This is a genomic window from Azospirillum sp. UENF 112521 (assembly GCF_058780665.1).
In genome coordinates, this window is sequence record NZ_JBSNCI010000004.1 from 365,547 (window position 1) to 391,393 (window position 25,847).

General features: G+C 64.8%; 25 protein-coding genes and 2 pseudogenes. 20 read left to right on the forward strand and 7 right to left on the reverse strand.

Annotated features, from left to right (window positions below):
* Positions 1–120 precede the first annotated feature (120 nt).
* Positions 121–1,035, reverse strand: coding sequence for a LysR family transcriptional regulator (locus ACWPN8_RS22340; protein ID WP_109450209.1), 915 nt, complete (start codon positions 1,033–1,035; stop codon positions 121–123).
* Positions 1,036–1,196: 161 nt separating this feature from the next.
* On the opposite strand from ACWPN8_RS22340, the gene ACWPN8_RS22345 reads away from it, so the two are divergent.
* The 13 genes from ACWPN8_RS22345 (at position 1,197) to pcaD (ending at position 14,321) form a co-directional block, all read left to right on the forward strand.
* The gene (locus ACWPN8_RS22345; protein WP_492242329.1) at positions 1,197–2,318 is read left to right on the forward strand and encodes a muconate/chloromuconate family cycloisomerase; all 1,122 of its coding nucleotides are present in this window, start codon (positions 1,197–1,199) and stop codon (positions 2,316–2,318) included.
* Positions 2,319–2,334: 16 nt separating this feature from the next.
* Complete coding sequence (gene catC, locus ACWPN8_RS22350; protein WP_425486013.1) at positions 2,335–2,643, forward strand: muconolactone Delta-isomerase; 309 nt, start codon at positions 2,335–2,337, stop codon at positions 2,641–2,643.
* Positions 2,644–2,701: 58 nt separating this feature from the next.
* Positions 2,702–3,616, forward strand: coding sequence for a catechol 1,2-dioxygenase (gene catA, locus ACWPN8_RS22355; RefSeq protein WP_492242330.1), 915 nt, complete (start codon positions 2,702–2,704; stop codon positions 3,614–3,616).
* A gap of 55 nt (positions 3,617–3,671) precedes the next feature.
* Positions 3,672–5,036, forward strand: a complete 1,365-nt coding sequence (gene benA / locus ACWPN8_RS22360) for a benzoate 1,2-dioxygenase large subunit (protein ID WP_199237685.1) — start codon at positions 3,672–3,674, stop codon at positions 5,034–5,036.
* Positions 5,037–5,047: 11 nt separating this feature from the next.
* Positions 5,048–5,539, forward strand: coding sequence for a benzoate 1,2-dioxygenase small subunit (benB, locus tag ACWPN8_RS22365; RefSeq protein WP_109450203.1), 492 nt, complete (start codon positions 5,048–5,050; stop codon positions 5,537–5,539).
* 84 nt (positions 5,540–5,623) lie between these two features.
* On the forward strand, positions 5,624–6,649 hold the full coding sequence (gene benC, locus ACWPN8_RS22370; protein WP_109450201.1) for a benzoate 1,2-dioxygenase electron transfer component BenC: 1,026 nt from the start codon (positions 5,624–5,626) through the stop codon (positions 6,647–6,649).
* Positions 6,646–7,431 carry a 1,6-dihydroxycyclohexa-2,4-diene-1-carboxylate dehydrogenase gene (locus tag ACWPN8_RS22375; RefSeq protein ID WP_492242331.1) on the forward strand — a complete coding sequence of 262 codons (786 nt, stop codon included), beginning with the start codon at positions 6,646–6,648 and terminating at the stop codon, positions 7,429–7,431. The genes benC and ACWPN8_RS22375 overlap by 4 nt, the downstream gene beginning before the upstream one ends.
* Before the next feature lie 147 nt (positions 7,432–7,578).
* The gene (locus ACWPN8_RS22380; protein ID WP_492242332.1) at positions 7,579–9,027 is read left to right on the forward strand and encodes an MFS transporter; all 1,449 of its coding nucleotides are present in this window, start codon (positions 7,579–7,581) and stop codon (positions 9,025–9,027) included.
* 89 nt (positions 9,028–9,116) lie between these two features.
* Positions 9,117–10,457: an MFS transporter gene (locus ACWPN8_RS22385; protein WP_492242333.1), complete on the forward strand. Its 1,341-nt coding sequence runs from the start codon at positions 9,117–9,119 to the stop codon at positions 10,455–10,457.
* 67 nt (positions 10,458–10,524) lie between these two features.
* A complete protein-coding gene (locus tag ACWPN8_RS22390) occupies positions 10,525–11,397 on the forward strand; it encodes a CoA transferase subunit A (protein WP_492242334.1) in 873 nt (290 codons plus the stop codon).
* The gene (locus tag ACWPN8_RS22395) at positions 11,397–12,185 is read left to right on the forward strand and encodes a CoA-transferase subunit beta (RefSeq protein ID WP_492242335.1); all 789 of its coding nucleotides are present in this window, start codon (positions 11,397–11,399) and stop codon (positions 12,183–12,185) included. Before ACWPN8_RS22390 ends, ACWPN8_RS22395 begins: the two co-directional genes overlap by 1 nt.
* A 4-nt stretch (positions 12,186–12,189) precedes the next feature.
* Positions 12,190–13,389 (forward strand): 3-oxoadipyl-CoA thiolase, encoded by a 1,200-nt coding sequence (gene pcaF / locus ACWPN8_RS22400; RefSeq protein WP_492242336.1) that lies wholly within the window; start codon positions 12,190–12,192, stop codon positions 13,387–13,389.
* A gap of 71 nt (positions 13,390–13,460) precedes the next feature.
* Entirely contained in the window at positions 13,461–14,321 is an 861-nt protein-coding gene (gene pcaD, locus ACWPN8_RS22405) for a 3-oxoadipate enol-lactonase (RefSeq protein ID WP_492242337.1), read from the forward strand.
* Between the two features lie 69 nt (positions 14,322–14,390).
* Here the strand turns inward: pcaD and ACWPN8_RS22410 are convergent.
* A pseudogene (locus ACWPN8_RS22410) lies at positions 14,391–15,360 on the reverse strand (IS5 family transposase).
* Between the two features lie 83 nt (positions 15,361–15,443).
* Between ACWPN8_RS22410 and ACWPN8_RS22415 the strand changes: the two are divergent.
* A pseudogene (locus ACWPN8_RS22415) lies at positions 15,444–15,863 on the forward strand (IS5 family transposase); the annotation flags it as partial.
* Between the two features lie 9 nt (positions 15,864–15,872).
* Here ACWPN8_RS22415 and ACWPN8_RS22420 read toward each other — a convergent pair.
* Positions 15,873–16,793, reverse strand: a complete 921-nt coding sequence (locus ACWPN8_RS22420; RefSeq protein WP_492242338.1) for a LysR family transcriptional regulator — start codon at positions 16,791–16,793, stop codon at positions 15,873–15,875.
* A gap of 137 nt (positions 16,794–16,930) precedes the next feature.
* Between ACWPN8_RS22420 and ACWPN8_RS22425 the strand changes: the two genes are divergently transcribed.
* Both ACWPN8_RS22425 and ACWPN8_RS22430 read left to right on the forward strand, forming a co-directional pair.
* A complete protein-coding gene (locus tag ACWPN8_RS22425) occupies positions 16,931–18,157 on the forward strand; it encodes an MFS transporter (protein ID WP_492242339.1) in 1,227 nt (408 codons plus the stop codon).
* A 41-nt stretch (positions 18,158–18,198) separates the two neighbouring features.
* Complete coding sequence (locus ACWPN8_RS22430; RefSeq protein ID WP_492242340.1) at positions 18,199–18,972, forward strand: SDR family NAD(P)-dependent oxidoreductase; 774 nt, start codon at positions 18,199–18,201, stop codon at positions 18,970–18,972.
* Between the two features lie 137 nt (positions 18,973–19,109).
* On the opposite strand, the gene ACWPN8_RS22435 is transcribed toward ACWPN8_RS22430, so the two are convergent.
* From ACWPN8_RS22435 to ACWPN8_RS22450, 4 genes are all read right to left on the reverse strand, one after another.
* Entirely contained in the window at positions 19,110–19,823 is a 714-nt protein-coding gene (locus tag ACWPN8_RS22435; RefSeq protein WP_492242341.1) for an SDR family oxidoreductase, read from the reverse strand.
* 69 nt (positions 19,824–19,892) lie between these two features.
* The gene (locus ACWPN8_RS22440; protein WP_492242342.1) at positions 19,893–20,570 is read right to left on the reverse strand and encodes a peroxiredoxin-like family protein; all 678 of its coding nucleotides are present in this window, start codon (positions 20,568–20,570) and stop codon (positions 19,893–19,895) included.
* Positions 20,571–20,612: 42 nt separating this feature from the next.
* On the reverse strand, positions 20,613–21,383 hold the full coding sequence (locus ACWPN8_RS22445) for an enoyl-CoA hydratase/isomerase family protein (protein ID WP_109451950.1): 771 nt from the start codon (positions 21,381–21,383) through the stop codon (positions 20,613–20,615).
* Between the two features lie 41 nt (positions 21,384–21,424).
* Positions 21,425–22,048 (reverse strand): glutathione S-transferase family protein, encoded by a 624-nt coding sequence (locus ACWPN8_RS22450; RefSeq protein ID WP_492242343.1) that lies wholly within the window; start codon positions 22,046–22,048, stop codon positions 21,425–21,427.
* 110 nt (positions 22,049–22,158) lie between these two features.
* Between ACWPN8_RS22450 and ACWPN8_RS22455 the strand changes: the two genes are divergently transcribed.
* From ACWPN8_RS22455 to ACWPN8_RS22470, 4 genes are all read left to right on the forward strand, one after another.
* Complete coding sequence (locus tag ACWPN8_RS22455; RefSeq protein ID WP_109451946.1) at positions 22,159–23,106, forward strand: LysR family transcriptional regulator; 948 nt, start codon at positions 22,159–22,161, stop codon at positions 23,104–23,106.
* A 92-nt stretch (positions 23,107–23,198) separates the two neighbouring features.
* Positions 23,199–23,759, forward strand: coding sequence for a carboxymuconolactone decarboxylase family protein (locus tag ACWPN8_RS22460; RefSeq protein ID WP_109451944.1), 561 nt, complete (start codon positions 23,199–23,201; stop codon positions 23,757–23,759).
* A 71-nt stretch (positions 23,760–23,830) separates the two neighbouring features.
* Entirely contained in the window at positions 23,831–24,637 is an 807-nt protein-coding gene (locus ACWPN8_RS22465; protein ID WP_109451942.1) for an SDR family NAD(P)-dependent oxidoreductase, read from the forward strand.
* Between the two features lie 340 nt (positions 24,638–24,977).
* Positions 24,978–25,745 (forward strand): IS6 family transposase, encoded by a 768-nt coding sequence (locus ACWPN8_RS22470; protein ID WP_492242344.1) that lies wholly within the window; start codon positions 24,978–24,980, stop codon positions 25,743–25,745.
* The last annotated feature ends 102 nt before the right edge of the window (positions 25,746–25,847 follow it).

Here is a 25,847-nt window from a genome sequence, read left to right on the forward strand (position 1 = left end):
GGTGCCGCAGCCCCTTAAGATTCCGCATGTTGGCGGTCACATCGAGCGGCTGATCGGCCGCTTGATGGGCGATGTACACCTGATGTCCGGCACAACATTCTGCACTGAGCAACTTCACACTCAGACACCAAGTTCGTTTTCAACGTGGTTGGCGCGATAAACATCGCGGATCGCATCGAGCATTATTGCAATTTCTGGAGACGTGTCGTTGACCCGGTGGCTCATGAAAAGCGGCGAGACAGCATGTGCTTCTTCAAGTGGACGATACTCGACTTTGTCCCGCCGCAAATGCTGTACGGAAGCGGTCACCAAACTAAACCCGACATCGGCTGCCACCAAACCCAACGCCGTCTGCACATCCCGCACTTCCAGAATGGTGTCTGGCTTTAACCCTCGGAAGCGATAGAGCGCGAGCACCTGATCGGCAAAGCTCGGTCGCGGAGTTTTGGGGTAAACAACCAGTGTTCCGGCTGTCAGGTCGTCGAGACGGAGCGGGCGCTCCTGCTCCAGCAGTCGGTGCCCTGACGGAATGGCGGCAATGATGGCTTCGTAGCGGAGCAGAGTCCGCGTGATGGCGGCGTCCTCCAGCGGAATGCGGCCGAAGCCGACGTCGATGCGACCCTCTTTGAGCGCCGCGACCTGCTCGACCGTTGTCAACTCCACCAACGAGACTTCCACATTCGGACGGATCGAGCGGTAACGGCGGATCATCTCTGGCAGCCAGCCATAGAGTGTGGACGCCACAAAGCCGATGGTGAAGCGGCTATGCTCGGCGTGGCGCAGGCGGCGAGCCAACGCCTTGATTTCATCGACGCGCTCCAGCACGTGGACCGCCTGTTCATAGATCAAGCGCCCTGGCTCCGTCAGACGCAGGGGACGGCTGTCCCGTTCGATGAGTTGAAGGCCAAGCTCCTCTTCCAATTGCTGTATCTGTCGGCTCAACGGCGGCTGCGCCATGTTCAGGCGCTCTGCCGCACGCGTGAAGTTCCGCTCGTTCACGACTGCCATGAAGTAGCGGAGATGCCGAAGTTCCATGAACGAGCCTCTCCCTCATTGAGCACGGCGGCCGTGAGATAAGGCCGCCGCGCCATACCATACCTGGAGGGTATCAAACCAGACCAACACGGTCTTTCACAATACGCATGGCAACAGATAGCGTGGTGGCACAACAAAGTTTTGCCGAGGACAGCCGCAGGATGACCAGAATTGACGGCATCGAGACCCTCATTGTCGATGTGCCGACCATTCGGCCGCATGTGCTCTCGATGGCCACCATGCACCGGCAGACCATCGTCGTAGTCCGGCTTCGCTGTTCCGACGGCGTTGTGGGCATCGGTGAGGGGACAACGATCGGGGGATTGAGCTACGGCGAAGAATGCCCCGAAGGTATCAAGCTGGCGATTGACACTTACATAGCCCCGGTGCTGCGAACCAGCGACCCCACCCGCGTTGCCGCAACCATGGCACAGGTCGGCAGAGCCGTTGTTGGCAACCACTTTGCCAAGGCGGCGGTCGAGACGGCGCTCTTGGACGCCATGGGAAAGCGGCTCGGCCTCCCGGTTTCCGAACTGCTGGGCGGGCGTCACCGTGACACGCTGCCGGTCGCTTGGACGCTCGCCAGCGGCAACACGGCCAAGGACATCGACGAAGCCGAGCGCATGCTGTCTTTGCGGCGGCACAACATCTTCAAGCTGAAGATCGGCAAGCGTCCGGTGGCTGACGATGTCGCGCATGTTGCTCAGATCAAACGCGCGTTGGGCGACCGAGCAAGCGTGCGCGTCGACGTCAACCAAGCCTGGGATGAAGCCACCGCGTCGCGCGGAATTGCAATGTTGGAGGACGCAGGCGTCGATCTGATCGAACAGCCGGTGGCGCGCAGCAATCGCTCGGCACTGGCACGCTTGGCCGCACGCTTCATCGTGCCGATCATGGCCGACGAAAGTCTTCACGGGCCAGAGGATGCCTTCACCATCGCATCGCAGGCGGCAGCCGATGTCTTCGCCGTCAAGATCGCCCAGTCCGGCGGTCTCCAGGCTGCGGCCCGCGTCGGTGCCATTGCGGATGCGGCGGGGATCGGGCTTTACGGCGGCACCATGCTGGAAGGGGGGATCGGCACCATCGCCTCCGCTCACCTCTTCGCCACGTTCCCGCGGCTCGCCTGGGGCACGGAGCTGTTCGGTCCGCTGCTGCTGACCGAGGAAATCCTGACCGAACCCCTGGCTTATGGCGATTTCAGCCTTCAGATCCCCAACAAGCCGGGCCTCGGCATCGACTTGGACGAGGACCGCATCGCCTTCTTCCGGCGTGACGGCCGGTAACACTCGCACACCCCCCTTGATCGAGGCCAAGACCATGCTGTTCCAGGTCGAAATGGATGTCCGCCTGCCGCCTGACATGGCGCCACAGGTGGCAGACGAGTTGAAGCGGGTCGAGCGCGAACGCGCCCAACAGATGCAGCACGAGGGCAAGTGGCGGCACCTTTGGCGTGTCGCTGGCCGCTACGCCAATGTCAGCATCTTCGATGTCGAAAGCGCGGACGAACTTCACGCGCTGCTCACCTCGCTGCCGCTTTTCCCCTACATGGCGATGACGGTTACCGCCTTGTGTCGCCATCCCTCGTCCATCCGCGACGATGACCGCTGAGCCGGTCGCCGCCTACCCGCCGCTGAGGCAGCCATAACCGAAGTTTAGGGAGAAAACGATGAACAAGAACCAGATCCAAGAGTTCGCGAAGCGCATCTCCGGCACCCAAATTGCTCCGGCTAACGAGCGGGTGAAAGCGGTCGTCGACCGCATGCTGCTCGATCTCTTCGTGCTGATCGACGAGATGGACGTCACGCCCGAAGAATTCTGGTCGGCCTGCAGCTATGTCACCGAGCTCGGGAAGTCCAATGAAGTCGGACTGCTGGTGCCGGGTCTTGGTGTCGAGCATTTCCTTGACCTGCGCCAGGATGAGAAGGAGCGTGCTGCCGGAATGGACGGCGGCACCCCGCGCACCATCGAGGGTCCGCTCTATGTGGCCGGTGCTCCCGTCTGCCAGGGCGAAGCCCGGCTCGACGACGACACTGACGACGGCGAAATCCTGTTCATGGATGGCCGGGTCCTCGACACCCGTGGCAACCCGGTTGCCGGTGCGCAGGTCGAGGTCTGGCACGCCAACAGCCGTGGCAACTACTCCTACTTCGACCAGTCGCAGAGCGACTTCAACCTGCGCCGCACCGTCGTCACCGATGCCGAGGGGCGCTACCGCTTCCGCAGCATCATGCCGTCGGGCTACAGCTGCCCGCCCAACGGGCCGACCCAAAAACTCCTGACCCTACTGGGCCGCCACGGTCATCGTCCGGCGCACATTCACTTCTTCGTGTCGGCACCGGGCTATCGGACGCTGACGACGCAGATCAACATCAAGGACGATCCCTACGTCCATGACGACTTCGCCTTCGCCACCCGCGACGGCCTGATCCCCGGGGTCGAGCACCACACGGACCCGACCGCCCTCCACGACATGGGCGTGAACCGGCCCTTCGCCACCATCACCTTCGACTTCGTTCTCCCGTCCGCACTGGATGGCGTGTTGAACACGCTTCCTGAGCGTCCGCGCGCCACGGCCGCCTGATCTTCCGGGGGGCCATGCCCGGCCCCATTCCCGCCATCTTGTGGAGGACCAGATCATGACTGCCAATCTCATGGCGCGGCTGGACGGCGCTGTCGTTGAGGACAAAGAGCAGGGCATTTATCGGTGCAGGCGCGACATTTTCACCGACCCTGAGCTGTTCGAACTGGAGATGACGCACATCTTTGAGGGGAACTGGATCTACCTCGCCCACGAAAGCCAAATCCCCGGCAAGAACGACTACTTCACCACCTTCATCGGCCGGCAGCCGATCATCATCGCCCGCAACAAGGACAACGAGCTCAACGCCTTCATCAACGCCTGCAGCCACCGTGGCGCGATGCTGTGCCGGCACAAGCGCGGCAACAAGGCAACTTACACCTGTCCGTTCCACGGATGGACTTTCAACAACTCTGGTAAGCTGCTGAAGGTCAAGGACCCGGAGTCCGCCGGCTACCCTGACGCCTTCAATCGGGAGGGATCGCACAACCTGACAAAGGTTGCCCGGTTCGCATCCTACCGCGGCTTCCTGTTCGGCAGCCTGAACGCCGATGTGGCACCGCTCACCGAGCATCTGGGTGAGGCCGCCAAGATCATCGACATGATCGTCGACCAGTCGCCGGATGGGCTGGAGGTGCTGCGCGGCTCCTCGTCCTACATTTATGACGGCAACTGGAAACTCCAGACCGAGAATGGAGCCGACGGCTATCACGTCAGCGCCGTGCACTGGAACTATGCGGCAACCACCAACCACCGCAAGACGGCCGCCGCCGGCGACAGCGTGCGGGCGATGGACGCCGGAAGCTGGGCCAAGCAGGGCGGCGGCTTCTATTCCTTCGAGAATGGTCATCTGCTGCTGTGGAGCCGCTGGGCCAATCCCGAAGACCGCCCTCTCTATGAGCGCCGGGACGAGTTGGCGGCACAGTACGGGGCCGCGCGGGCCGACTGGATGATCGGCAATTCGCGCAACCTGTGCCTCTACCCCAACGTCTACTTGATGGACCAGTTCAGCTCGCAGATCCGCACCTATCGGCCGCTGTCTGTCGACAAGACTGAGGTCACGATCTACTGCATCGCGCCGAAGAACGAGAGTGCGGAGGCCCGCGCCCGCCGCATCCGCCAGTATGAGGATTTCTTCAACGCCAGCGGCATGGCCACCCCCGATGACCTGGAGGAGTTCCGCTCCTGCCAAACCGGCTATCTCGGCAGCGCCGCCCCCTGGAACGACCTGTCACGCGGAGCGGCCCATTGGGTGGAGGGTGCCGACGAGGCGGCCAAGGCCATCGACCTGCAGCCGCTGATGAGCGGCCTGCGCACCGAAGACGAGGGGCTGTTCGTCGTCCAGCACCAGCACTGGCTCGACACCATGCGCCGCGCCGTGGCGGTGGAAGAGGCATCGTCCGGCCTGAAGACGCTGGCTTGACGGGGGAACGCATGACCATCACTCCTGAGACTCTGCAGGCCTTCCTCCACCGCGAGGCCCGCCTGCTCGATGAAAAACAATGGGACGACTGGGTGCAGCTTTACGCACCGGACGCTGTGTTCTGGATGCCCGCCTGGGATGATGACGGCGCGCTGACCACCGACCCGCAGCGCGAGATCTCCCTGATCTATTATGGCAACCGCGGCGGCCTTGAGGATCGCGTGTTCCGCATCAAGACGGAACGGTCGAGCGCCACCAGTCTGCCGGAACCGCGCACCTCGCACAATATCAGCAACCTCGAAGTCATCGAGCAGCGTGACGGTGTCTGCAAGCTGCGCTTTAACTGGTTCACGCTGAGCTTCCGTTACAAGGCGACCGACACCTATTTCGGCACGTCCTTCTACACGCTGGATGTTTCGGGTGAGACACCACTGATCAAAGAGAAGACGGTGGTTCTGAAAAACGACTACATCCACCACGTCATCGACATCTACCACATCTGATCGGCCGGGCGGGATCGATCATCCCGGACGGGCGACAACTGGCCCGACGCCCTTCTGTGCGTCTCAAAGCCAGGGAGACGACTCATGAGCTTTCACATCGCGCTGACCTTTGAGGACGGACTGACCCGCTTCATCGATGCCAACCTCGGTGAAACGGTCGCGGATGCCGCTTATCGGCAAGGCATCAACATCCCGCTCGACTGCCGCGACGGCGCCTGCGGCACCTGCAAGAGCTTTTGCGAGGCCGGGCGCTATGACGGCGGCTCTTACATCGAGGATGCCCTGACAGACGCGGAGGCGGAGGAGGGCTACTGTCTGACCTGTCAGATGCGTCCGGCATCCGACATCGTCCTGCGCATCGCCGCATCGTCGGACATCTGCAAAACAAGGGCGATGAACGTCTCGGCCGAGGTGGTGTCCGTCACCCGCCTGTCGGACAGCAGCATCGGACTGTCCCTGGCCTTGGACAATGCCGCGCGCCTGGCCTTCCTGCCCGGACAGTACGTCAACATCGAGGTGCCTGGCACGGGACAGACGCGCTCCTACTCCTTCAGTTCGCCGCCAGGGGCAGAGCTTGCGACCTTCCTGATCCGCAACGTGCCGGGCGGGCTGATGAGCGGCTACCTGACAGGCAGGGCCAAGCCGGGGGACCGTCTGACCCTGACCGGACCGCTCGGCAGCTTCTATTTGCGCGAGGTCCGACGGCCGGTACTGATGTTGGCCGGAGGTACAGGGTTGGCGCCCTTCCTGTCGATGCTGGACCGCATCGCTGCGGTGGAAGGCAGCAATTCGCACCCGGTTCACCTCATCTACGGTGTCACCCTGGACCACGATCTCGTTGAGGTCGAGGCGCTGCAGAGATTTGCAGAGCGAATCCCAGGCTTTACCTTCACCACCTGCGTGGCCGACCAGGGCAGCAGCCATCCGTTGAAGGGATACGTCACCCACCATCTCCAGCCGGAGCATCTGAACGGCGGGAATGTCGACGTGTACCTCTGTGGCCCACCGCCGATGGTTGAGGCCGTGCGCACCCATTTCCGCGACTGCGGCCTGACCCCGGCAAGCTTCCATTATGAGAAATTCGCCGCCAGCGAAGGGAATGGCCGATGACCATGAGCGGACGCTTCGATAATCAGGTGATGATTGTCACCGGTGCCGCCCAGGGCATCGGGCGAGCGGTTGCCGCACGGGCGGCAGGTGAAGGAGCCAGGCTGCTGCTGGTCGACCGTTCCGAATTGGTGCATCAGGTGGCGGAGGAGTTGTTGGGCCAGGGCGCCCCGGCGCTGGCGCTCACCGCCGATCTGGAAACCTATGCCGGCGCTCAAGCCATGGTCGATGCCGCGATCGAGGCGTTCGGGCGCATCGACATCTCCGTCCACAATGTCGGCGGCACCATCTGGATGAAGCCCTTCTGGGAATACCAGGAGGAGGAGATGGTGAAGGAGATTAACCGTTCACTCTGGCCGACCCTCTGGTCTTGCCGGGCGGTGGTCCCGGTGATGATCGCGCAAGGCGGTGGCAGCATCGTCAATGTCGGCAGCAACGCCACCCGCGGAATTTACCGTGTTCCCTACTCCGCCGCGAAGGGCGGGGTGCATGCCATGACCACCTGTATGGCGATGGAACTGGCGGACAAGGGGATCCGCGTCAACGCGGTCTCCCCGGGGGCCGTCGACAATGGACAGCGTGCCATCCCGCGCAATCCAAAGCCGATGAGCGAACAGGAGACGATCTGGCAACGGGAAACCTACGACCAGGTCATGCGCGACACGATGATGGGACGGATGGGCACCCAAGAGGAAATCGCCGCTGCGATCTGCTTCTACGCGTCAAACGACGCATCGTACATTACCGGCCAAACCTGCTTCGTTGCCGGTGGCAGCATCGGCTGAACACCCTCGGCTGACCGCCGAGAGCGGAAGACAAACCCATCGCCAAATGACGTGAGGGGCGCCCACTGCCAAGTGGGCGTCGGCCGAACCGTCGGCATCCAGGCCCATCAACCCTAAAGCGTTGCCCTGCTCCGCGGGAGCACGCGGGTGGGTCCACTGCGCAACGACGCAGCCTTTTTTTCCGGTCCATCGCGTCAACAGGGAGGAACGCCCGTGTCATCGACATCACGCGTCATCGACGTCCAGGACTTCATCAATGCCCACAAGGTTTCCGCATTCCAGGTCACGTTGATCGGCCTTTGTTTCCTGATCGTCGCCATCGACGGCTTCGACACGGCGGCGATCGGCTTCATCGCTCCGGCGCTGCGCGCCGAATGGCAGCTGGCGCCGGCCCAACTGGCGCCACTGTTCGGTGCCGGCTTGTTCGGGCTGATGATCGGGGCGTTCATCTTTGGGCCTCTGGCCGACAAGATCGGGCGCAAGCGCGCGCTGATCCTCACCGTCCTGTTCTTCGGGCTGACCAGCTTGGCGTCCGCCTGGGCGACGAACATCACCGAACTGACGGTACTGCGTTTCCTGACAGGCATGGGGTTGGGCGGAGCGATGCCCAACGCCATCACCTTGACTTCAGAGTTTTGCCCGGACAAGCGGCGGTCTTTCCTGACCAAGTTGATGTTCTGCGGCTTCACGCTCGGCTCGGCGCTGGGCGGGTTGGCGGCGGCACAGCTGGTGGCCGGCTACGGCTGGTCGTCGGTTCTGCTGCTCGGCGGCGTCGTGCCGTTGCTGCTGGTGCCGGTTCTGCTGTTGACCTTGCCTGAATCGGTGCGCTTTCTCGTACTGCGGAATGCCCCGGCAGAGCGGGTGGCAGCAATCCTGAAGCGGATCGCTCCGGAGGCGGAACTGGCCGGCACGCGGTTCATCGGCGTGCACAGGCCGGCAGGCTCGCCGGTGGGGCAGTTGTTCCAGCCAGGGCTGGTCGCCGGCACGCTGCTGCTGTGGCTGACCTTCTTTATGAGTCTGCTCGTCTTCTACCTGCTGTCGAGCTGGCTGCCGACGGTGATCAGCAGCGCAGGCATGACCCTGAAGGATGCTTCGCTGATGACCATGATGCTGCAGTTCGGCGGCACCGTCGGCGCTTTGGTGATCGGCGCATCGATGGATCGTGTCGACCCGCACAAGGTTTTGGGAATCGCGTACGCGACCGCCGCCCTGTTCATCGCGCTGATCGGCAGCGCCACCACCTCCCCTGCCCTGCTTGCCACCGCCGTGTTCGGCGCCGGCTTCTGCCTGGCCGGTGCGCAGGTTGGCGTGAATGCGCTGGCGGCGGGCTTCTACCCGACGGCGAACCGGGCAACCGGCGTGGCCTGGGCCAACGCCGTCGGGCGCAGCGGATCGGTTCTCGGCTCCATGGTCGGCGGCACCGTTCTGTCCAGCGGCCTCGGCTTGCCGACCGCCTTCGCCATCGTCGGTATCCCGGTCATCCTGGCCGGGCTGTTCATGGTGGTGAAAGGCAGGTTGGCTCCGCAGCCAGCTCATCGGACGGCTGCCTCCTCGTCCTTCGCCGGCCCGCTGCCGGCCGCGAGCAGCATCGACTGACCGGGCTGCTGCTCCCGCCAACCACAACAGCGGCGTCCCGGCCTTAGCGGTGCGGGACGTCGTCCCTCTCTTGTTGAGGAACGAGATCGTTGCAAAAGAACCTACAGGATTACATCGACGCGGCGCCGATCGGCTTCTTCCAATGGCGCCTTTATCTTCTCTGCTTTCTCTGTGCGCTGTTGGACGGGTTCGATACACAGGCGATTGCCTATACCGGCCCGTCGATTGCCAAAACGTTCGGGCTTGCCCCCAAAGGCGGGTTGGCCGGCATTCTGATGGCCGGCACCATCGGAATGATGGTGGGAGCGATGACGCTGGGTCCGATCGGTGATCGTCTCGGCCGCAAGCCTGCCATTCTCTCCGCGCTGTTTCTATTCGGCATCAGCTCACTGGCCACTGGCTTTGCCACCGCTCCCGAGCACGTCGTCGTCCTGCGCTTCCTCGCCGGCCTCGGAATGGGCGGAATGACGCCGGTTCTGCTGTCGCTGGTTGCCGAATACAGCCCGGTTCGCCGGCGCGGAACCGTGATGACCGGTATTCTGCTGGGCCTCCCGGCCGGGGCGATGCTGGGTGGGCTGTTGGCTTCCTCCTGGCTGCCGGCGATCGGTTGGGAAGGTATCTTCTTTGCCGGCGGAGCGGCCCCCCTTGCGCTTCTGGTGGTTGCAGGCCTTCTTCTCCCGGAATCGCCGCACTTCCTGGTGGCCCAGGATCAGGAGCGGAACCGTGAGCAAATCCTGCGGCTGCTGGAGAGGACGACCGGTGAGCGGCCTGCGCCGGACACCAGCTTTGTCGTTCCGGCGCGCCTGGAGAAATCGCGTGTGTCAGCCCTGCTGGCGCCGGAATGGCGGCTGCGGACGTTGGCCATCTGGGCGACGTATTTCTTCAATTGGATCGCCTGGTACATGTTGCTGCTGTGGCTGCCGACCGTGCTGATCTCCGCCGGTTTGGCGACCGAACGGGCTGCTCTTGGGACGGTGACGGTCAATGGCGTCTTCATCGCCTGCGCCATTCCGCTGTCGATCGCGCTGGCGCGGCTTGATGTCCGACGCATCCTCCTCGCCATGTTTGCCTGCGGTGTTGCCACCTGCTTGGCTCTGGCTTTCGCCGCCGGCGACAACTGGGCACTGGTGTTCGTGCTGGTTGGGGCAACCGGGTTTGGTGTCGGCGGCCAACAGATCGCGCTCAACTATCTGATTGCCAACGTTTACCCGACCAGTTTGCGTGCCACTGGCACGGGCTGGGCGATCGGCATGGGGCGCGTGGGCTCGATCATCGGTTCAGCAGCCGGCGGCTGGTTCCTCCAAGCTGGGGGGATCACCGGCTACTACGTCGCCATAGCCATCCCACTGCTGGTTGCAGCGCTGGCCGTTGGGCTGATCCGCACCCGTAAGGAGCCCGTCGGGCGAGAAGCTTTGTCCGCGGCGCACTGATCTGCGTCGGACCGGCCAATCGGTCTTCTGAGGTTTCATCAGACCTGAGCAAGAAAGGAAGCAAACAATGGCGAACTTGTCGTCTCTGCACGAGGCGGTTCGCGACCTGATCCATGACGGCGACACGGTCGCCCTGGAAGGATTCACCCACCTGATCCCCCATGCCGCCGGGCATGAGATCATCCGGCAGGGCCGTCGCAGCCTGACGCTGGTGCGCATGACGCCGGACCTGATCTACGACCAGCTGATCGGCATGGGCTGCGCCGCGAAGCTGATCTTCTCCTGGGGCGGCAACCCCGGCGTCGGCTCCCTCCACCGCTTCCGCGATGCGGTCGAGCAGGGCTGGCCCCACCGGCTGGAGACCGAGGAGCACAGCCATGCCGGCATGGCGAACGCCTATGTCGCCGGCGCCTCCAACCTGCCCTTCGCCCTGCTGCGCGGCTACACCGGCTCCGACCTGCCGAAGGTCAACCCCAACATCCGCTTCGTCGAGTGCCCCTTCACCGGCGAAAAGCTGGCCGCCATCCCGTCGGTCCGGCCGGACGTGACGGTGATCCACGCCCAGAAGGCCGACCGCCGCGGCAATGTGCTGCTCTGGGGCATCCTCGGCGTCCAGAAGGAAGCCGTGCTGGCCGCCAAGCGCTCCATCGTCACGGTGGAGGAGATCGTCGACGACCTCGAGGCTCCGCCCAACGCCTGCGTGCTGCCCTACTGGGCGCTGTCGGCCGTCTGCCCTGTCCCCGGCGGCGCCTATCCGTCCTACGCGCAGGGCTATTCGGAGCGCGACAACCGCTTCTACAAGGCCTGGGATCCCATCGCCCGCTCGCGCGAGACCTTCCAGGCCTGGATGCAGCGCCATGTGCTGGACACCGACGATTTCGCCGGCTTCCGCCGCGTGCTGGCCGAAAGCATGGCCCAGATCATGAAGGAGGCCGTGTGATGGGTTCCGAAGACTTCACCGCGACCGAGATCATGACGGTGGCGGCCAGCCGCCTGCTGAAGGACGGCACCGTCTGCTTCGTCGGCATCGGCCTGCCCTCCACCGCCGCCAACCTCGCCCGGCTGACCCATGCGCCGGACGTCGTGCTGATCTATGAATCGGGCCCCATCGGCGCCAAGCCGACGGTGCTGCCGCTGTCGATCGGCGACGGCGACCTCGCGCTGACCGCCGACACCGTGGTCGGCACGCCGGAGATCTTCCGCTACTGGCTGCAGGGCGGGCGAATCGACGTCGGCTTCCTCGGCGCCGCCCAGGTCGACCGCTTCGCCAACATCAACACCACCGTCATCGGCCCCTATGACGCGCCCAAGGTGCGACTGCCCGGTGCCGGCGGCGCGCCGGAGATCGCCTCCCAGGCCAAGGAGGTCTTCATCGTCCTCAAGCAGAGCCCCAAGGCCTTCGTCGCCACGCTGCCCTTCGTCACCTCGGCGGGCTATCTCGACGGCGGGGATGCCCGCGCCAAGGCCGGCATCCCCGGCGCCGGACCGACCGCGGTGATCACCGACCTCGGCATACTCACCCCCGACCCGGTGACCAAGGAACTGACCCTGACCAGCATCCATCCCGGCGTGACGGTGGAGCAGGTCAAGGCGGCCACCGGCTGGGACCTGAAGATCTCGCCCGACCTGAAGACCACCGAAATCCCGGACGCCGGTGCGCTGGCCGCGCTGCGCGACCTCCAGGCCCGCACCGCCGCCGCCCACGGGCAGGTCGGCGGGGAAGGATGACATCATGCGTGACGCCTATATCTGCGACGCCATCCGCACCCCCATCGGCCGCTATGCCGGATCCCTGGCGTCGGTGCGCGCCGACGATCTCGGCGCCGTGCCGATCCGCGCCCTGATGCAGCGCAACCCCTCGGTCGACTGGGCCGCGGTGGACGACGTCATCTATGGCTGCGCCAATCAGGCCGGCGAGGACAACCGCAACGTCGCCCGCATGTCGGCGCTGCTGGCGGGATTGCCCGACGCGGTGCCGGGCACGACGATGAACCGGCTCTGCGGCTCCGGCCTCGACGCGCTCGCCACCGCCGCCCGCGCCATCATGGCGGGAGAGGCCGATCTGATGATCGCGGGCGGGGTGGAGAGCATGAGCCGCGCCCCCTTCGTGATGGGCAAGGCCGACGCCCCCTTCTCCCGTCAGGCCGAGATCTTCGACACCACCATCGGCTGGCGCTTCGTTAACCCGGCGATGAAGGCGGCCTACGGTGTCGATTCGATGCCGGAGACGGCGGAGAATGTCGCCGACAACTGGAAGATCGCCCGCGCCGACCAGGACGCCTTCGCGCTGCGCAGCCAGGAGCGCGCCGCCCGCGCCATCGCCGACGGCAGCCTGGCCCGCGAGATCGTCCCCGTCACCATCCGCACCCGCAAGGGCGAGACGGTGGTGACGACGGACGAGCATCCCCGCGCCACCACCATCGAGGCGCTGTCGGCGCTGAAGCCCATCGTCCGCCCCGGCGGCACGATCACCGCCGGCAACGCGTCGGGCGTCAATGACGGCGCCGCCGCCCTGCTGGTGGCCTCCGAAGCGGCGGTGAAGCGCCATGGCCTGACCCCGCGCGCCCGCATCCTCGGCGGCGCCACCGCCGGCGTGCCGCCCCGCGTGATGGGCATCGGCCCGGTGCCTGCCACCCGCAAGCTGCTGGAGCGGGTCGGGCGCAGCGTCGGCGACATCGACCTGATCGAGTTGAACGAGGCCTTCGCCGCCCAGGCGCTGGCCGTCCTGCGCGAGCTTGGCCTGCCGGACGACGCCGCCCATGTGAACCCGAACGGCGGCGGCATCGCGCTCGGCCACCCGCTCGGCATGAGCGGCGCCCGTCTGGCGACCACCGCACTCCACCAGCTCGAACAGTCCGGCGGCCGGACGGCGCTCTGCACCATGTGCATCGGCGTCGGCCAGGGGATCGCGGTGATGATCGAGCGGGTGTGAGGGTCACAGGAGAACAACCATGCACGCTCCGTTTGCTGAGCGGAAATGACGACATGTGAGGAGGAAGAAAGATGGCGTTTGTTCCGGCAGGCGATATTACAGTTCACTTTGAACTGGCTGGTCCATCAGATGCCCCGGTGGTTCTGTTCGCCAATTCAATTGGCACGAACTTCCACATCTGGGACGAACAGGTGAAAGCCCTTGGTAGCCACGTTCGAACTCTGCGCTACGATATGAGGGGTCATGGACTGACAGATGCGACGCCGGGGGCTTACAGCATGGACATGCTGGCTGGCGATGCGCTGTGCCTGCTGGATGCACTTGGCATTGAGCAGGCTCATGTCTGTGGTCTCAGTATCGGCGGAATGATGGCGCAAAGACTGGCCGTCAAGGCACCGGACCGTGTCCTCTCGCTGGTGCTGGCCGATACGGCAAGCGTGATTGGTCCGCCGGAGATTTGGCAAAGCCGCATCGAGGCCATTCGGGCCGGGGGCATGGCAAGCATTGCTGCCGGCGTGATGCCTCGCTGGTTCACATCCGCCTTCCTGGAAAAAGAAACTGAGCGTGTGCGTGGGTATGTGAACATGGTCGCACGGACCTCTGATGCCGGTTACATCGGATGCGCCATGGCGATCAGTGATGCTGATCTTCGTGGTGACTGCGCGCGGATTGCTTGTCCGACGTTGGTGGTCGTGGGCGAGCAGGATCAGGCAACTCCACTGCCTCAAGCAGAGGCACTCAGACACGCCATCTCCAATTCTCAACTAAAGGTTATCACCGGAGCAGGGCATTTGCCGTGTGTTGAACAGCCAACGGCTTTCACAGATGCAGTTTTCAACCACTTGCAGTCTATCGGCGTCGTCGCACCGAAGGAAACTGTTCGAGGAAACCGGATTCTGGCATGCTCCATAACCCACTACGAAGTCGCCTGAAATAGCCTGCTCGGGGACGTTGGTGCAGAACTCGGCGCGTTGACGGACACCGCTCTGAAAAGTTGTCGTTCAGGCGACCTTGCGGGTGGCCGGCATGCCGAGGCCGGTCATCCTGTTCATGACCTTGCAGCCGACCGCCGCCTCGACTTTCTGGGCAGGCAGAGTCCGGGCGCGCAAAGTGCGCCCGATCAGCTGCTTGTAGCGCATCATCGCGACCTCGCCCAAGGAGCGGCGGCCGTAGCGGACGTCCCGCTGCCAGCCCTGCCGGCCACGCTCGGCAATCCTCCGGATGTGGCGGTCGCGTTGGCTGGGTGCGCCGGTAGCAGTCTCGCTCGGCACCGCGGTGGAGCGCGGCGGGATGATCACCTCGGCGTCGAGGGTGTGGGCGGCGACGGCGCGGTAGACCGGCTCACCATCGTACGCACCGTCGGCCAGCATCGTGTCGATCGGGCGCTTGATCTGGTCGAGCAGCGGGCCGACCAACGAGGCATCGCCGTCCTGCGTGGTCGTCAGTTCCGCGGCGAGGATCTCGCCGGTATCGGGATCGACTGCCAAGTGGAGCTTTCTCCAGCTCCGACGCGCTTGGCCACCATGCTTTGCCAGGTGCCACTCGCCAGTGCCGAACATCTTCAACCCGGTCGAATCGATCACTACGCTGACCGGCCCGTCTGTCCTGACCAGCGCTGACGCGACCTCCAGATTGGCGCTGCGCCGGGAGAAGGTCGTGTGATCTGGAACCGGCAGGTTCAGGCCGAACAGGCCCATGAGCGAACCCAGCAAACCCTCGGTCTGCCGCCACGGCCGGCCGAACGCCAACCGCAACATCAGCCCGGCTTCGATCGCCACGTCCGAGTAGCGCGCTTGCCGACCGCGGCGGCCCGAAGCCGGCGGCGTCCACGCAGCGATCGCCTCCGGCGTCACCCAGATCGTCAGGTCACCGCGCCGGCGCAGCGCCGCATCGTAAGCCGCCCAGTTCTCTACACGATAGCGGGCTTTCGGGATCTTGTGGCGGCGGGGGCTCATTGGCCTTGTACGGCATCAGCGACTCGACTTCAGCGGGCCGCCTCTATAACCGATCGCCCTCCCGACCACCACCAGCTCGGGCTTTGTGCACCAACGTCCGCCCAGGCCATTGGCCGGTCGCGGGGCGGTCGAACCACCAAAATCCACGCCCTGAGCGATGAGCGCGGTCGGCCGCTCGCCTTCCTGCTGACGGGAGGCCACGTCGCCGACTGCACCGCCGCCGACCGTCTGCTCGACCGGATGCCCGCCACCGATCTCCTGCACGGTGACAAGGGCTACGACAGCGCCGCCGTCCGCCGCAAGATCGAGGACGCGGGTGCCGCCCCCAACATTCCGCCGCGTGCCAACAAACGCTGGAAAAACTGTTTCTCTCCCTACCTCTACCGGAACCGAAACGTGATCGAGCGTATGTTCGGACGCCTCAAGGATTTCCGACGCATCGCCACACGCTACGACCGATCCGCGACCAACATCATGGCCGCCGTCTGTATCGCCGCAACCGTCGCATACTGGTTATGAGTCCGGACCCTAGCAGCCGTCAGGCGGCTCATTCCTCGTGAGCTCAGCGCAGAAATCCAGGAAGGCACGGACTTTGGCCGCCGGGTGGCGGCGGGACGGTTGAATGGCGTAAAGTGGAAAGGTTTCGTCAGGCCAGTCCGGAAAGAGATCGATCAGCGCACCGCTTGCGATCCAGTGCCCGATGCCCAGGGACATAACCTGTGCCACGCCGGCTCCTGCAAGACAGGCCTGCAGCATGGTGTTGACATCGGTCAGCAGGAGCGGCCCTGTCGTCGGGACAGGGAGGACCTGTTTGCCGCGCTGGAATTCCCACTCGAATGGCCGTCCCGTCAGGGGATCGCGGAACTGGATGCAGGCGTGGCGGGAGAGATCCTCCGGACTTTTCGGCTTGCCGTGAGCCGCGAGATAAGAAGGCGCCGCCACCGTCAGGATGCGCGTCTCCAGCAGGTGCCGTGAAATCAGCGACGACGACGGCTGCGGCCCGAAGCGGACGGCGACGTCCATACCTTCCGAGACCAGATCACCCACATCGTCGCGGGTGTGAATCTCGATCTGAAGCTCGGGATAACGCTCTGTGAAACCGCGCAGATGCGGTGCCAGCACCAGCCCGGAAAAGAACGGATCGACATTGACCCGCAAACGGCCGCGCACCGAACCGGCAGCCCCCGATGCAGCGCCAGCCGCTTCTTCAATGCCTTCCAGATGCGAAACGACGGCCTCATAGAAGCGCGCGCCCTCATCGGTCAGGTGCAGCGATCGGGTCGTCCTATCGAAAAGCCGGATACCCAGCCGGTTCTCCAGCCGTGAAATCGAGCGACTGACCCCGGAAGGGGTGAGGCCGAGCATCTCGCTTGCACCGGCAAACGTTCCTCTTTCGACGACAGCGGCCAGCACGCCAACGCCGGACAGGATACGACCGTCGAAATTCATCCCCGACACTCCGGATGTCCTGCTTTTCCTCGTCACGCAATATGTGATTTTCAGTCATGAGTTAAACGACAAATCGACGTTACGCGCAGCAATCAATTTCCGGCATGGTCGTCGAACCCCAAAGCCGGAGATTTGGCATGACTGAAAACGCCCTTCATCAGCATCATGGTGAATCCGCCCCAAGAGATGCCTTCATCGAAGAAGTCAAACGGCGCTCGCCACTGGCCGAAGCGCTTGCGGTCGTTGCCCTGTCGCTCGGAACATTCGCCTTCGTCAGCACTGAACTGATGCCCATCGGCATTTTGCCTCAGATGGCGGATGGCGTCGGCGTATCGCTCGGTCAGGCCGGGTTCCTGGTCACGGGGTTTGCCTTGCTCGTGGCGATTGCGGCAACTCCGCTCACGGCGGCGACACGCCGCTGGAACCGCAAGTGGCTGATGCTCAGCCTTCTTCTGGCCTGCACGCTCGGCAATGTTCTGACCTGTTTCGCGCAGACCTATGCCGTGCTGTTGGCAAGCCGGCTGATCGTTGCCGCCGCCATCGGAATTTTCTGGTCGACCGCGGCCAGCATGGCGGTGCGGATCGTTCCCGGAAAACACGCCGTCCGGGCCACGTCAGCGGTCTATGGCGGCTTGGCTCTCGCCTCCGTGCTCGGCATTCCCGCTGGCACCTTCCTTGGCAATTACGCCGGCTGGCGCATCGTCTTCGTCGCGCTCGCGGTCCTTTCTTTCGCCGTCTTCATCAAGATGTGGCTGACCCTGCCCAATCTCGGCGCGGCCCATGACGGCAACCACAGCACGGTCGCGCAGGCATGGCGGGAACCGCCCCTGCGTGCGGCGGTCTATGTAACCGCACTCATCATGACGGCGAATTTCCTTGCCTTCACCTATATCGCGCCGTTCCTTGAGCAGATCACGGGCTTCGGGACGTCATGGATCGGCGGCATGCTGCTGGCCTATGGCGCCGCGGGTCTGGTGAGCAATTTCGGCATCGGGCCGATCATGGCGCGCGCATACCGGCCGACGCTCTTCGTCACGATGATCGTCCTGATCGCCAGCCTCGCCGCACTGAGCTTTGCCGGCACGAACCGTGGGCTTGTCATCGCGCTTCTCCTGGTCTGGGGTGCCGCCTATACCGCTTTGCCGGTTCTTATGCAGACCTGGGTATTCAAGGCGGCGGCCCATCTGAACGGACCCGAGGCGCCGTCCTCGCTTTACGTGGCCGCCTACAACGGCGCCATTGCGGCCGGCGCCTTTGTTGGAGGGGTGATCGTCGATCACGCCGGGCCGTGGTCGATCATGCCGATCTCCGCGGTCATCGGCATTCCCGCATTGCTGATCGCGCTGAAACACGCACCGGAATGAGAGGGCATTGCGGAAGACTTCCCAACAGAAGGAGAGGATCATTGGCACGCATATTCATCACCGGCTCCTCGACGGGTCTTGGGCTCATGACAGCCTCCTTGCTGGCGGAGAGCGGGCATGAGCTCGTCCTGCACGCACGAAACAGCGAGCGGGCCAAAGCTGCCGCGGGCTCTCTGCCTGCGGCCCATGCGGTGGTCGAGGGTGACGTCTCGACCATTCGCGCCACCAGGCGGCTTGCCGAGAAAGCCAACCGGCATGGCCCCTATGACGCGGTCATCCACAATGTCGCCATCGGCTATCGCGAGCCGCGGCGCATCGAAACCGCCGATGGCCTGCCGCATGTCTTCGCCATCAACACGCTGGCGCCGTTCATCCTGACCGCGTTGATCGAACAGCCGAAACGGCTGGTCTATTTGAGTTCCGGGCTGCATCGCACCGCATCCGCGGGTCTGGACGACATCACCTGGGAGACGCGCCGCTGGGATGGAACCCAGGCCTATTCGGAGAGCAAGCTGCACGATGTGCTGCTGGCCTTTGCCGTTGCCGGATATTGGCCGGATGTCCTGTCGAATGCGCTCGAACCGGGCTGGGTGGCGACGCGCATGGGCGGTCCCGGGGCTCCCGACGACCTCGACCAGGCGCACCGGACACAGGCTTGGCTTGCGGTCAGCAACGATCCGGCCGCGTCGGTGACGGGGCGCTATTTCTATCACATGCAGCCCCGCGAGGTTCATCCAGCCAGCCGAGACCGCAGGCTTCAGGAGCGGTTGATCGCGATCTGCGAACGTCTCTCCGGCGTGAAGCTTGCCCCCTGACCGGCCGGCAACGAAGTGGAGGGCATCAAGGGCGCCGTTCGCGAGAACCCCGAACGGCTGCACCGGAAGATCCGCAAAGGCGTGCCGGGTCCGTCTTTCGGAAGGTCGGTAACCGGGCCGGTTCATGCCACCCTCGTTTAGAACCCCGCCTTTCCGATCGAAGCCCCACCATCGACATGAATCGTCTGGCCGGTGATGAAGCCCGCCTCGTCGGACAAGAGAAAGGCGATCGCCGCCGCGATGTCATCCGGCTTGGCGAAGCGGCGCATCGGTACGCCTGCAAGGTAGCGCGCCTCGCCAACGCTGCCGGGCGGATTGTTGGCGCGGAACAACTCCGTTTCGGTCGGCCCCGGCGACACGGCGTTCACGGTGATCCCGTCGCCCGCCAACTCCAGTGCCCAGCCGCGCGCGAAACTCACCAAAGCGGCCTTGGCAGCGGCATAGGCGGTGCGCTCCACGGCGCCGAGCACGGTGAGACTCGACACATTGATGATCCGCCCCCAGCCGCGCGCCTTCATTCCCGGCAATGCCGCCTGCACCACCGTCAGCGCCGGGTGAAGATTGACCCGCATCACCTCCTCCAGCACTGGCAACTCGACTGCGCCGAGCGGCTGCGGACGCACGAGGCCGACGTTGTTGACCACGCCGTCGACAGCGTGGCGGGCGACGAGGTCGGCAAGAGCGCTGGTTGCCGTTTCGCCGGCCACATCGAGTGGGTAAAGCGTACCTGGAAAATCATCGGTCGGGGTACGTGCGATGCCGATAACCGTGTGTCCGTGTGCGGCGAGCCGGTGGGCCAGGGCCAGGCCGATGCCCTTGCTCGCGCCGGTGATCAGGAAGCTGCGTTTCATCGTTGACCTCCAGCCTCCGCTCCGCTGAGGGGCGGGGGGCATTGTTGAAGCGAGGGGGATGAGTGTAGATCAGGCGGCCGCCATCCGGCTGGCGCTGCGCAGGGCCGGCAGCATGTCCTCGGGTTCGGGGCGGCGGGTGTAGTCCGGATTGACCTCGGCGTAGAGGATCGTGCCGTCCTGCTCGATGACGAAGCGGGCCGGCATCGGCAGGGTCCAGCTCGGATCGCCGTTGAACGCCGGCAGGTCGTTCTTCAGCCCCTTGTAAAGCTCGACCAGATAGTCGGGCAACTCGAAGCGCAGGCCGAAAGCGGCGGCGACGTCGTTGCGCGGGTCCGACAGGATCGGGAAATCGAGCGCATTCTGACGCACCGACTTGCGGCTGTTCGGGGCCGTCTGGGGCGAAATGGCCAGCAGGTTTGCTCCGAGGGACTGGAAGGTCGGCAGTGCCGCCTGCAACGCCTGCAGTTCCATGTTGCAGTAGGGGCACCAGACGCCGCGGTAAAAGCTGACCACCAGCGGCCCCTCCGCCAGCAGGGCGGCGGACGACACCGCCTTGCCGTCGGGGTCGTTGAGCGTGAAAGCGGGAGCCTTGTCCCCGGCCTTGAGCGCACGGCCGGCAGCGCCCGAGGCGATCAGTTCGGCGGTGGCGCGGTGCATCGTGTCGATCACCGAGCGGGGCACGTTGTAGGGCGGCTTGCCCGCTTCGAAATCGGCCTTGAAGGCGTCGAGCTCTTCCTGGAGCGACATGGGGATCTCCGTGGTCGTAGGGAGTGGAGGGAAAAATGCGGATCAGCCGTTCGCGGCGGCGGAGCGGGCGACCTCGGCCGCGCTGATGCCTTCCAGCGCCAGGCCGTAGCCGGCGCCTTCGTCGACGATCCGGCGCAGCTTCTGCGTCAGCGCGATGCGCGTGTAGCGACTGGTGAGCGGCGGCAGGGCGGCCAGTCCTTCGGCGATCTCATGCGCCCGGGCGAGCAGCTGGCCGGAGGGCACGATCTCGTTGACGGCGCCCCAGTCCTTGGCGGTCTGGGCTTCGAGGATTTGACGGGTCAGGATGAAATGGCGGCCGCGGATGCTGCCGATCACCTCCGGCCAGAGCAGGTTGACGCCGTCGCCCGGGACGATGCCGAAATCGAAATGCGGCTTGTCCTGAAAGACCGTTTCCGGCGTGGCCAGCACGATGTCCGCGAGCAGCGCATATTCGGAATGCAGCAGCACCGGCCCGTTGAGGGCGGCGATCACCGGCACCTCGATGTCGAGGATGTTCATCAGCACTTTCTTGCCTTCGCGGAAGATCTTGTCGTAACCGCGCGGACTGAAGAAATCGAAGCCCTCAGGGCTGATGGCGTCCATGAAGGCATCGCCCGATCCGGTGAGGATCACCACCCGGTTTTCAGGATCCGACCCGATCTGATGGAACAGGTCGACGAACTGCTCGTGGGTATGGCCGTTGAAGACGAGCTTGCCGCCGTCGGTGTGCAGCTTCACTTCCAGAACGCCGCTGTCCGAACGGGTCAGGCGTGCATTGGCGAAGGCGTTCCGGTAGCTCTCGAAACGGGACATCAGGGTCACTCCTTGGATTGGCTTGGTTCGGATCGGCGGTGTCAGGCAACCTGGGGGATGAGAGCCTCGACGCGGGCGATCGCGCGTCGAACGGCGGGCCGGGCGGCGACGGCGTCGAACCAGCGGACGAGGTTCGGGCGGCTATCGAGCGTCATGCCTGGGAACTCCCGGCGCCACAGCCAGCCGAAATGGGCGATGTCGGCGATGGTGAAGTCGTCGCCGGAGACGAAGCGGCGCTCCCCGAGCAGCGCGTCGAGCCGGTCGAGCACGCGGTTGGCCTCGGCGGTGAAGCGCGCTTCGGCGAGCGGCTGCGGCTCGGCGGCGAGGCGCTTGAAGAACCCCGCGTTACCGAAGGCCGGGCTGAGTGCAGAGGCGTGAAAGAACAGCTGCTCGAACACCCGTGCCCGGTCAGTGCCGTCTTGCGGAAGCAGCCTGCCGGTCTTCTCGGCAAGGTGGACGAGGATGGCGGCGCTTTCCGTCAGCACCAGAGCCCCGTCCACGAGCACCGGCACCTTGCCGTTCGGGTTCAGCGCGAGGAAGTCCGCGGCCTTCTGTTCGCCCTGGCGGATGTTGACGGGCTTCAGGTCATAGGAAAGGCTCATCTCCTCAAGGGCGATCGGAACCTTGACGCTGTTCGGCGTCGCAAATGCATAAAGCTCGATCATGGTTCGCTTCTCCCTTGCAGCGTCGCCGCCGATGGGAGAGTTATCGCCATTCCAATCTCCGGGCGGCAGACCGGCCGGAGCGATAACGGCAATTCCTGTCAGGAATAACGATGGACCGATTGCAGGCGATGGCCAGCTTCGTGCGGGTGGTGGAGACGGGATCCTTCTCAGGCGCGGCCCGGCAGCTGGGGGTGGGCCAGCCGGCCATTTCCAAGACGATCGCGCAGCTGGAGGAGCGGCTGCAGGTGCGCCTGCTGCTGCGGTCAACCCATGGACTGATGCCAACCGAAGCGGGGCTGCGCTTTTACGAGCGCGCGCGTCTCGCCATCCGGGAGGCCGATGAAGCGGAGCTGGAGGCACGGGGCGCCGGGGCCGGGCTGTCGGGCCGGCTACGCATCTCCGCCGCGACCACCTTCGCCCGGCTGATGATCGTGCCGCGCCTGCCCGAATTCCTGAGCCGGCATCCGGAATTGGACATGGAGGTGATTCTGGACGACCGGGTGATCGATCTGGTGTCGGAGGGGATCGACGTCGCCCTGCGCATGGGCATGCTGTCGGACTCGACGGCGGTGGCGCGGCGGATCGCCAGCGGTGGCCGCTCGGTCGTGGCGACGCCCGCCTATCTGGCCCGCGCGGGCGTGCCGCGCACCCCGGCCGATCTCGCCGATCATGACGCGGTGGTCTACAGCCAGCTCAGCAACGGCTGGGCGTTCCGGCGGGGCGGGACCGAAGCGTCGGTGGTGGTGCGCGGCCGGCTGCGGGTCAGCGCGGCGGAGGGCATTCGGGCGGCGGTGCTGGCCGATCTGGGGCTGGCGGTCGCGTCGGATTGGATGTTCGGTCCCGAGCTTGCGAATGGTTCAGTGCGGCGCGTGCTGGAGGATTGGACGCTGCCGCCGATCGACCTGTGGGCGGTGTTCCCCACCGGCCGGCTGGCCAGCACCAAGGCACGCGCCTTCGCGGAGTTCGTCGGCACCATCGTGAACGGCGAAGGCGCGCCAGCGGAGGACGCAGACTTGTGTGGACGTCATTCCCAGCAGGATCATTCCCAGAAGGCATAGGCATTAGTCGCGCGGCCCGCCTACGCGCTGTCTCTGGAATGGGTCAAGGTCCGATCCGTCGAACGCAACCGACGGAACAAGGACCCGCCACCATGACCCAGTTCACCAGCCATACCCTCGACACCGCCCCGGAGGCCGCAAAGCCGATTTTCGAGGGCGTGAAGGCCGCTTTCGGCTTCGTGCCCAACCTGCAGTCCTATATGGCGGAATCGCCGGAACTGCTGGCCGGCTACACGGCGCTGTGGGACCTGTTCGCCAAGACCACGCTCAGCGCCCATGAGCAGCAGGTCGTCTATCTGACCGCCAATTTCGAGAACGAGTGCCACTACTGCATGGCCGGCCACACCACGCTCGCCCGGATGCAGAAGATGGGCGAGGACGTGATCGCCGCGCTGCGCGCCGGCAGCGAACTGCCCGACGCCCGGCTGGAGGCGCTGCACCGCTTCGCCACGCTGGTGGTGCGCAATCGCGGCTGGGTCGCCGACGCAGATGTCGATGCCTTCCTGGCGGCCGGCTTCACCCGCCGCAACGTCCTGGAGGTGGTGCTCGGCGTCGCCACCAAGGTGATGAGCAACTACACCAACCACATCACCCACACGCCGCTCGACGCCTTCATGAAGGGCAACGAGTGGAGCAAGCCCGCCGTCGCCTGACGCAAGGCGAAATGCTGTTCTCGTCCCCATCCGACAGGTCCCATTCCACAATCGATCCATACGGAGCTGACATGATTCTCTCTGGAAAACGCGCGCTGATCACCGGCGGCTCCAGCGGCATCGGCTTTGCCACTGCCCGGGCGCTCGGCGAGAAGGGGGTGGCCCTTGCCATCACCGGTCGGCGCACCGACCAGTTGGCCGGTGCGGTCGAGGCCCTGCAAAGGGCTGGAACATCGGTGACCGGCATCGTGGCCGATGTCGCGACCACCGAGGGGCGCCGGCAGACGCTCGACCACGCGCTCGGCGCACTGAGCGGGCTCGACATCCTGGTCAACAACGCCGGCGGCGTCCGCGCCGGACGGCTGGAGCAGGTCACCGAGGAGGACATCCTCGCGATGATCGCCGTCGATCTGGCCGCGCCCATCCTGCTGACGCGGACCGCTCTTCCGGTGCTGCGCGCCAGCGGCGAGGGGATGGTGGTGAATATTTCGTCGGGCCTGGGGCTCGTCGGCGCGCCGTTCTATGCCACTTATGCCGGCGCCAAGGCCGGTCTGGCCCGGTTCGGCGAAGCCTTGCGCCGCGAACTGAAGGGCGAGGGCGTCCATGTGCTGACCGTCTATCCCGGCGCCACGGACACCCCGATGATGGCGTCGAACACCGCCGGCCCGGAGTTGGGCTTCACCCGCGAAAGCGCCGAGGCCGTGGCCGCCGCCATCGTGGCGGGGATCGAAGCCGAGGCACTGGAGGTGATCCGCGGCGGCGAAGCAAGGGCGGCGATGATCACGCTCAACCGCGACGACCCGCTGGCCATCGACGCGCGGTTCCTCAATCTCAAGGCTCGCCTCGAGGAGGCGGTCAAGGAGCATGCCGCCTTGTGAACAAGGATCGGCAGCGGGGGGGGCGATCAAACCACTCCTGGCCGATCCTTCGTGAGTGTCTCTCCGCCACGTCTATGGGCGTTGGCTTTGCGGTGGCGCACTGAGGCTTTTAATTCCGAGTATCAGCAACCCTCACATTCCTGTCCGTCAAAGGGTGGGAAAGCGGACGCTCTGATCCAGACGGATCGGAGTGTCGCGAAAAGGAGGGCCCGCGGCATGAGCACCGTACCCATGGTGACGGGCTGGGCGCCGCTGGCGCCACCCCGGTCAATCAGCCGGCTCTGTTGCAAAGCTGGTCGGCATCCGGCGGAATGGCCCGAACGAGAGAGGGAGCCGGGCCGTGACGGATTTCAAGGGTCGCCACTTCGGGGGCGAGATTGTGCTCTGGGCGGTCCGCTGGTACTGCCGGTACGGGATCAGCTACCGCGACCTCGAGCAGATGATGGCCGAGCGCGGCGTCTGTGTCGACCACACGACCATTTACCGGTGGGTCCAGAAGTACGCTCCCGAGATTGAGAAGCGGCTGCGCTGGCAATGGCGTTGCCCGCAGTCAACGAGCTGGCGGGTGGACGAGACCTACGTAAAGGTCGGGGGCAAGTGGGCCTACCTGTACCGGGCGGTCGACAAGCACGGCAACACGATCGACTTCTACCTTTCGCCGACCCGGAACACCGCCGCCGCCAAACGCTTTCTCGCCAAGACGCTGAACGGCCTGAAGGAATGGGAAAAACCGACAATCATCAACACCGACAAGGCGCCGACCTATGGGGCGGCTTTGGCGGAACTGAAGACCGAAGGCAAGTGTCCTGAGGACACGGAGCACCGGCAAGTCAAATATCTGAACAACGTCGTCGAGGCCGACCATGGCAAGCTGAAGCAGCTGATCCGCCCGGTGCGGGGCTTCAAAACGTTGAAGACGGCTTACGCCACCATCAAGGGGTTCGAGGTGATGCGCGCGTTCCGCAAGGGACAGGCGGCCGCCTTCAATCTAACCCGTGACATGCGTGGTGAGGCTCGCCTGATCGAGCGCGCCTTCGGGCTCGGCCCTTGCGCGCTTGCTGAGGTCGTGCAATTCGTCACCACGCAACTGGAGCTCCAGGCCGCTTGACCCCGGCAGTGATGCCGGCGACCGGCCTCAGGTACCTTCGTCCAAACTTTGCAACAGAGCCGTTTTATGGTTCCATCCAGACCAGATCTGGAAGGAACCATA

Excerpts from the sequence above, each read along its gene's own strand:
- ACWPN8_RS22340 (WP_109450209.1), bottom strand. The coding sequence starts at position 1,035 with ATGGAACTTCGGCATCTCCGCTACTTCATGGCAGTCGTGAACGAGCGG.
- ACWPN8_RS22345 (WP_492242329.1), top strand. The coding sequence starts at position 1,197 with ATGACCAGAATTGACGGCATCGAGACCCTCATTGTCGATGTGCCGACC.
- catA (WP_492242330.1), top strand. The coding sequence starts at position 2,702 with ATGAACAAGAACCAGATCCAAGAGTTCGCGAAGCGCATCTCCGGCACC.
- benA (WP_199237685.1), top strand. The coding sequence starts at position 3,672 with ATGACTGCCAATCTCATGGCGCGGCTGGACGGCGCTGTCGTTGAGGAC.
- benB (WP_109450203.1), top strand. The coding sequence starts at position 5,048 with ATGACCATCACTCCTGAGACTCTGCAGGCCTTCCTCCACCGCGAGGCC.
- benC (WP_109450201.1), top strand. The coding sequence starts at position 5,624 with ATGAGCTTTCACATCGCGCTGACCTTTGAGGACGGACTGACCCGCTTC.
- ACWPN8_RS22375 (WP_492242331.1), top strand. The coding sequence starts at position 6,646 with ATGACCATGAGCGGACGCTTCGATAATCAGGTGATGATTGTCACCGGT.
- ACWPN8_RS22390 (WP_492242334.1), top strand. The coding sequence starts at position 10,525 with ATGGCGAACTTGTCGTCTCTGCACGAGGCGGTTCGCGACCTGATCCAT.
- ACWPN8_RS22395 (WP_492242335.1), top strand. The coding sequence starts at position 11,397 with ATGGGTTCCGAAGACTTCACCGCGACCGAGATCATGACGGTGGCGGCC.
- pcaF (WP_492242336.1), top strand. The coding sequence starts at position 12,190 with ATGCGTGACGCCTATATCTGCGACGCCATCCGCACCCCCATCGGCCGC.
- pcaD (WP_492242337.1), top strand. The coding sequence starts at position 13,461 with ATGGCGTTTGTTCCGGCAGGCGATATTACAGTTCACTTTGAACTGGCT.
- ACWPN8_RS22420 (WP_492242338.1), bottom strand. The coding sequence starts at position 16,793 with ATGAATTTCGACGGTCGTATCCTGTCCGGCGTTGGCGTGCTGGCCGCT.
- ACWPN8_RS22425 (WP_492242339.1), top strand. The coding sequence starts at position 16,931 with ATGACTGAAAACGCCCTTCATCAGCATCATGGTGAATCCGCCCCAAGA.
- ACWPN8_RS22435 (WP_492242341.1), bottom strand. The coding sequence starts at position 19,823 with ATGAAACGCAGCTTCCTGATCACCGGCGCGAGCAAGGGCATCGGCCTG.
- ACWPN8_RS22440 (WP_492242342.1), bottom strand. The coding sequence starts at position 20,570 with ATGTCGCTCCAGGAAGAGCTCGACGCCTTCAAGGCCGATTTCGAAGCG.
- ACWPN8_RS22445 (WP_109451950.1), bottom strand. The coding sequence starts at position 21,383 with ATGTCCCGTTTCGAGAGCTACCGGAACGCCTTCGCCAATGCACGCCTG.
- ACWPN8_RS22450 (WP_492242343.1), bottom strand. The coding sequence starts at position 22,048 with ATGATCGAGCTTTATGCATTTGCGACGCCGAACAGCGTCAAGGTTCCG.
- ACWPN8_RS22455 (WP_109451946.1), top strand. The coding sequence starts at position 22,159 with ATGGACCGATTGCAGGCGATGGCCAGCTTCGTGCGGGTGGTGGAGACG.
- ACWPN8_RS22460 (WP_109451944.1), top strand. The coding sequence starts at position 23,199 with ATGACCCAGTTCACCAGCCATACCCTCGACACCGCCCCGGAGGCCGCA.
- ACWPN8_RS22465 (WP_109451942.1), top strand. The coding sequence starts at position 23,831 with ATGATTCTCTCTGGAAAACGCGCGCTGATCACCGGCGGCTCCAGCGGC.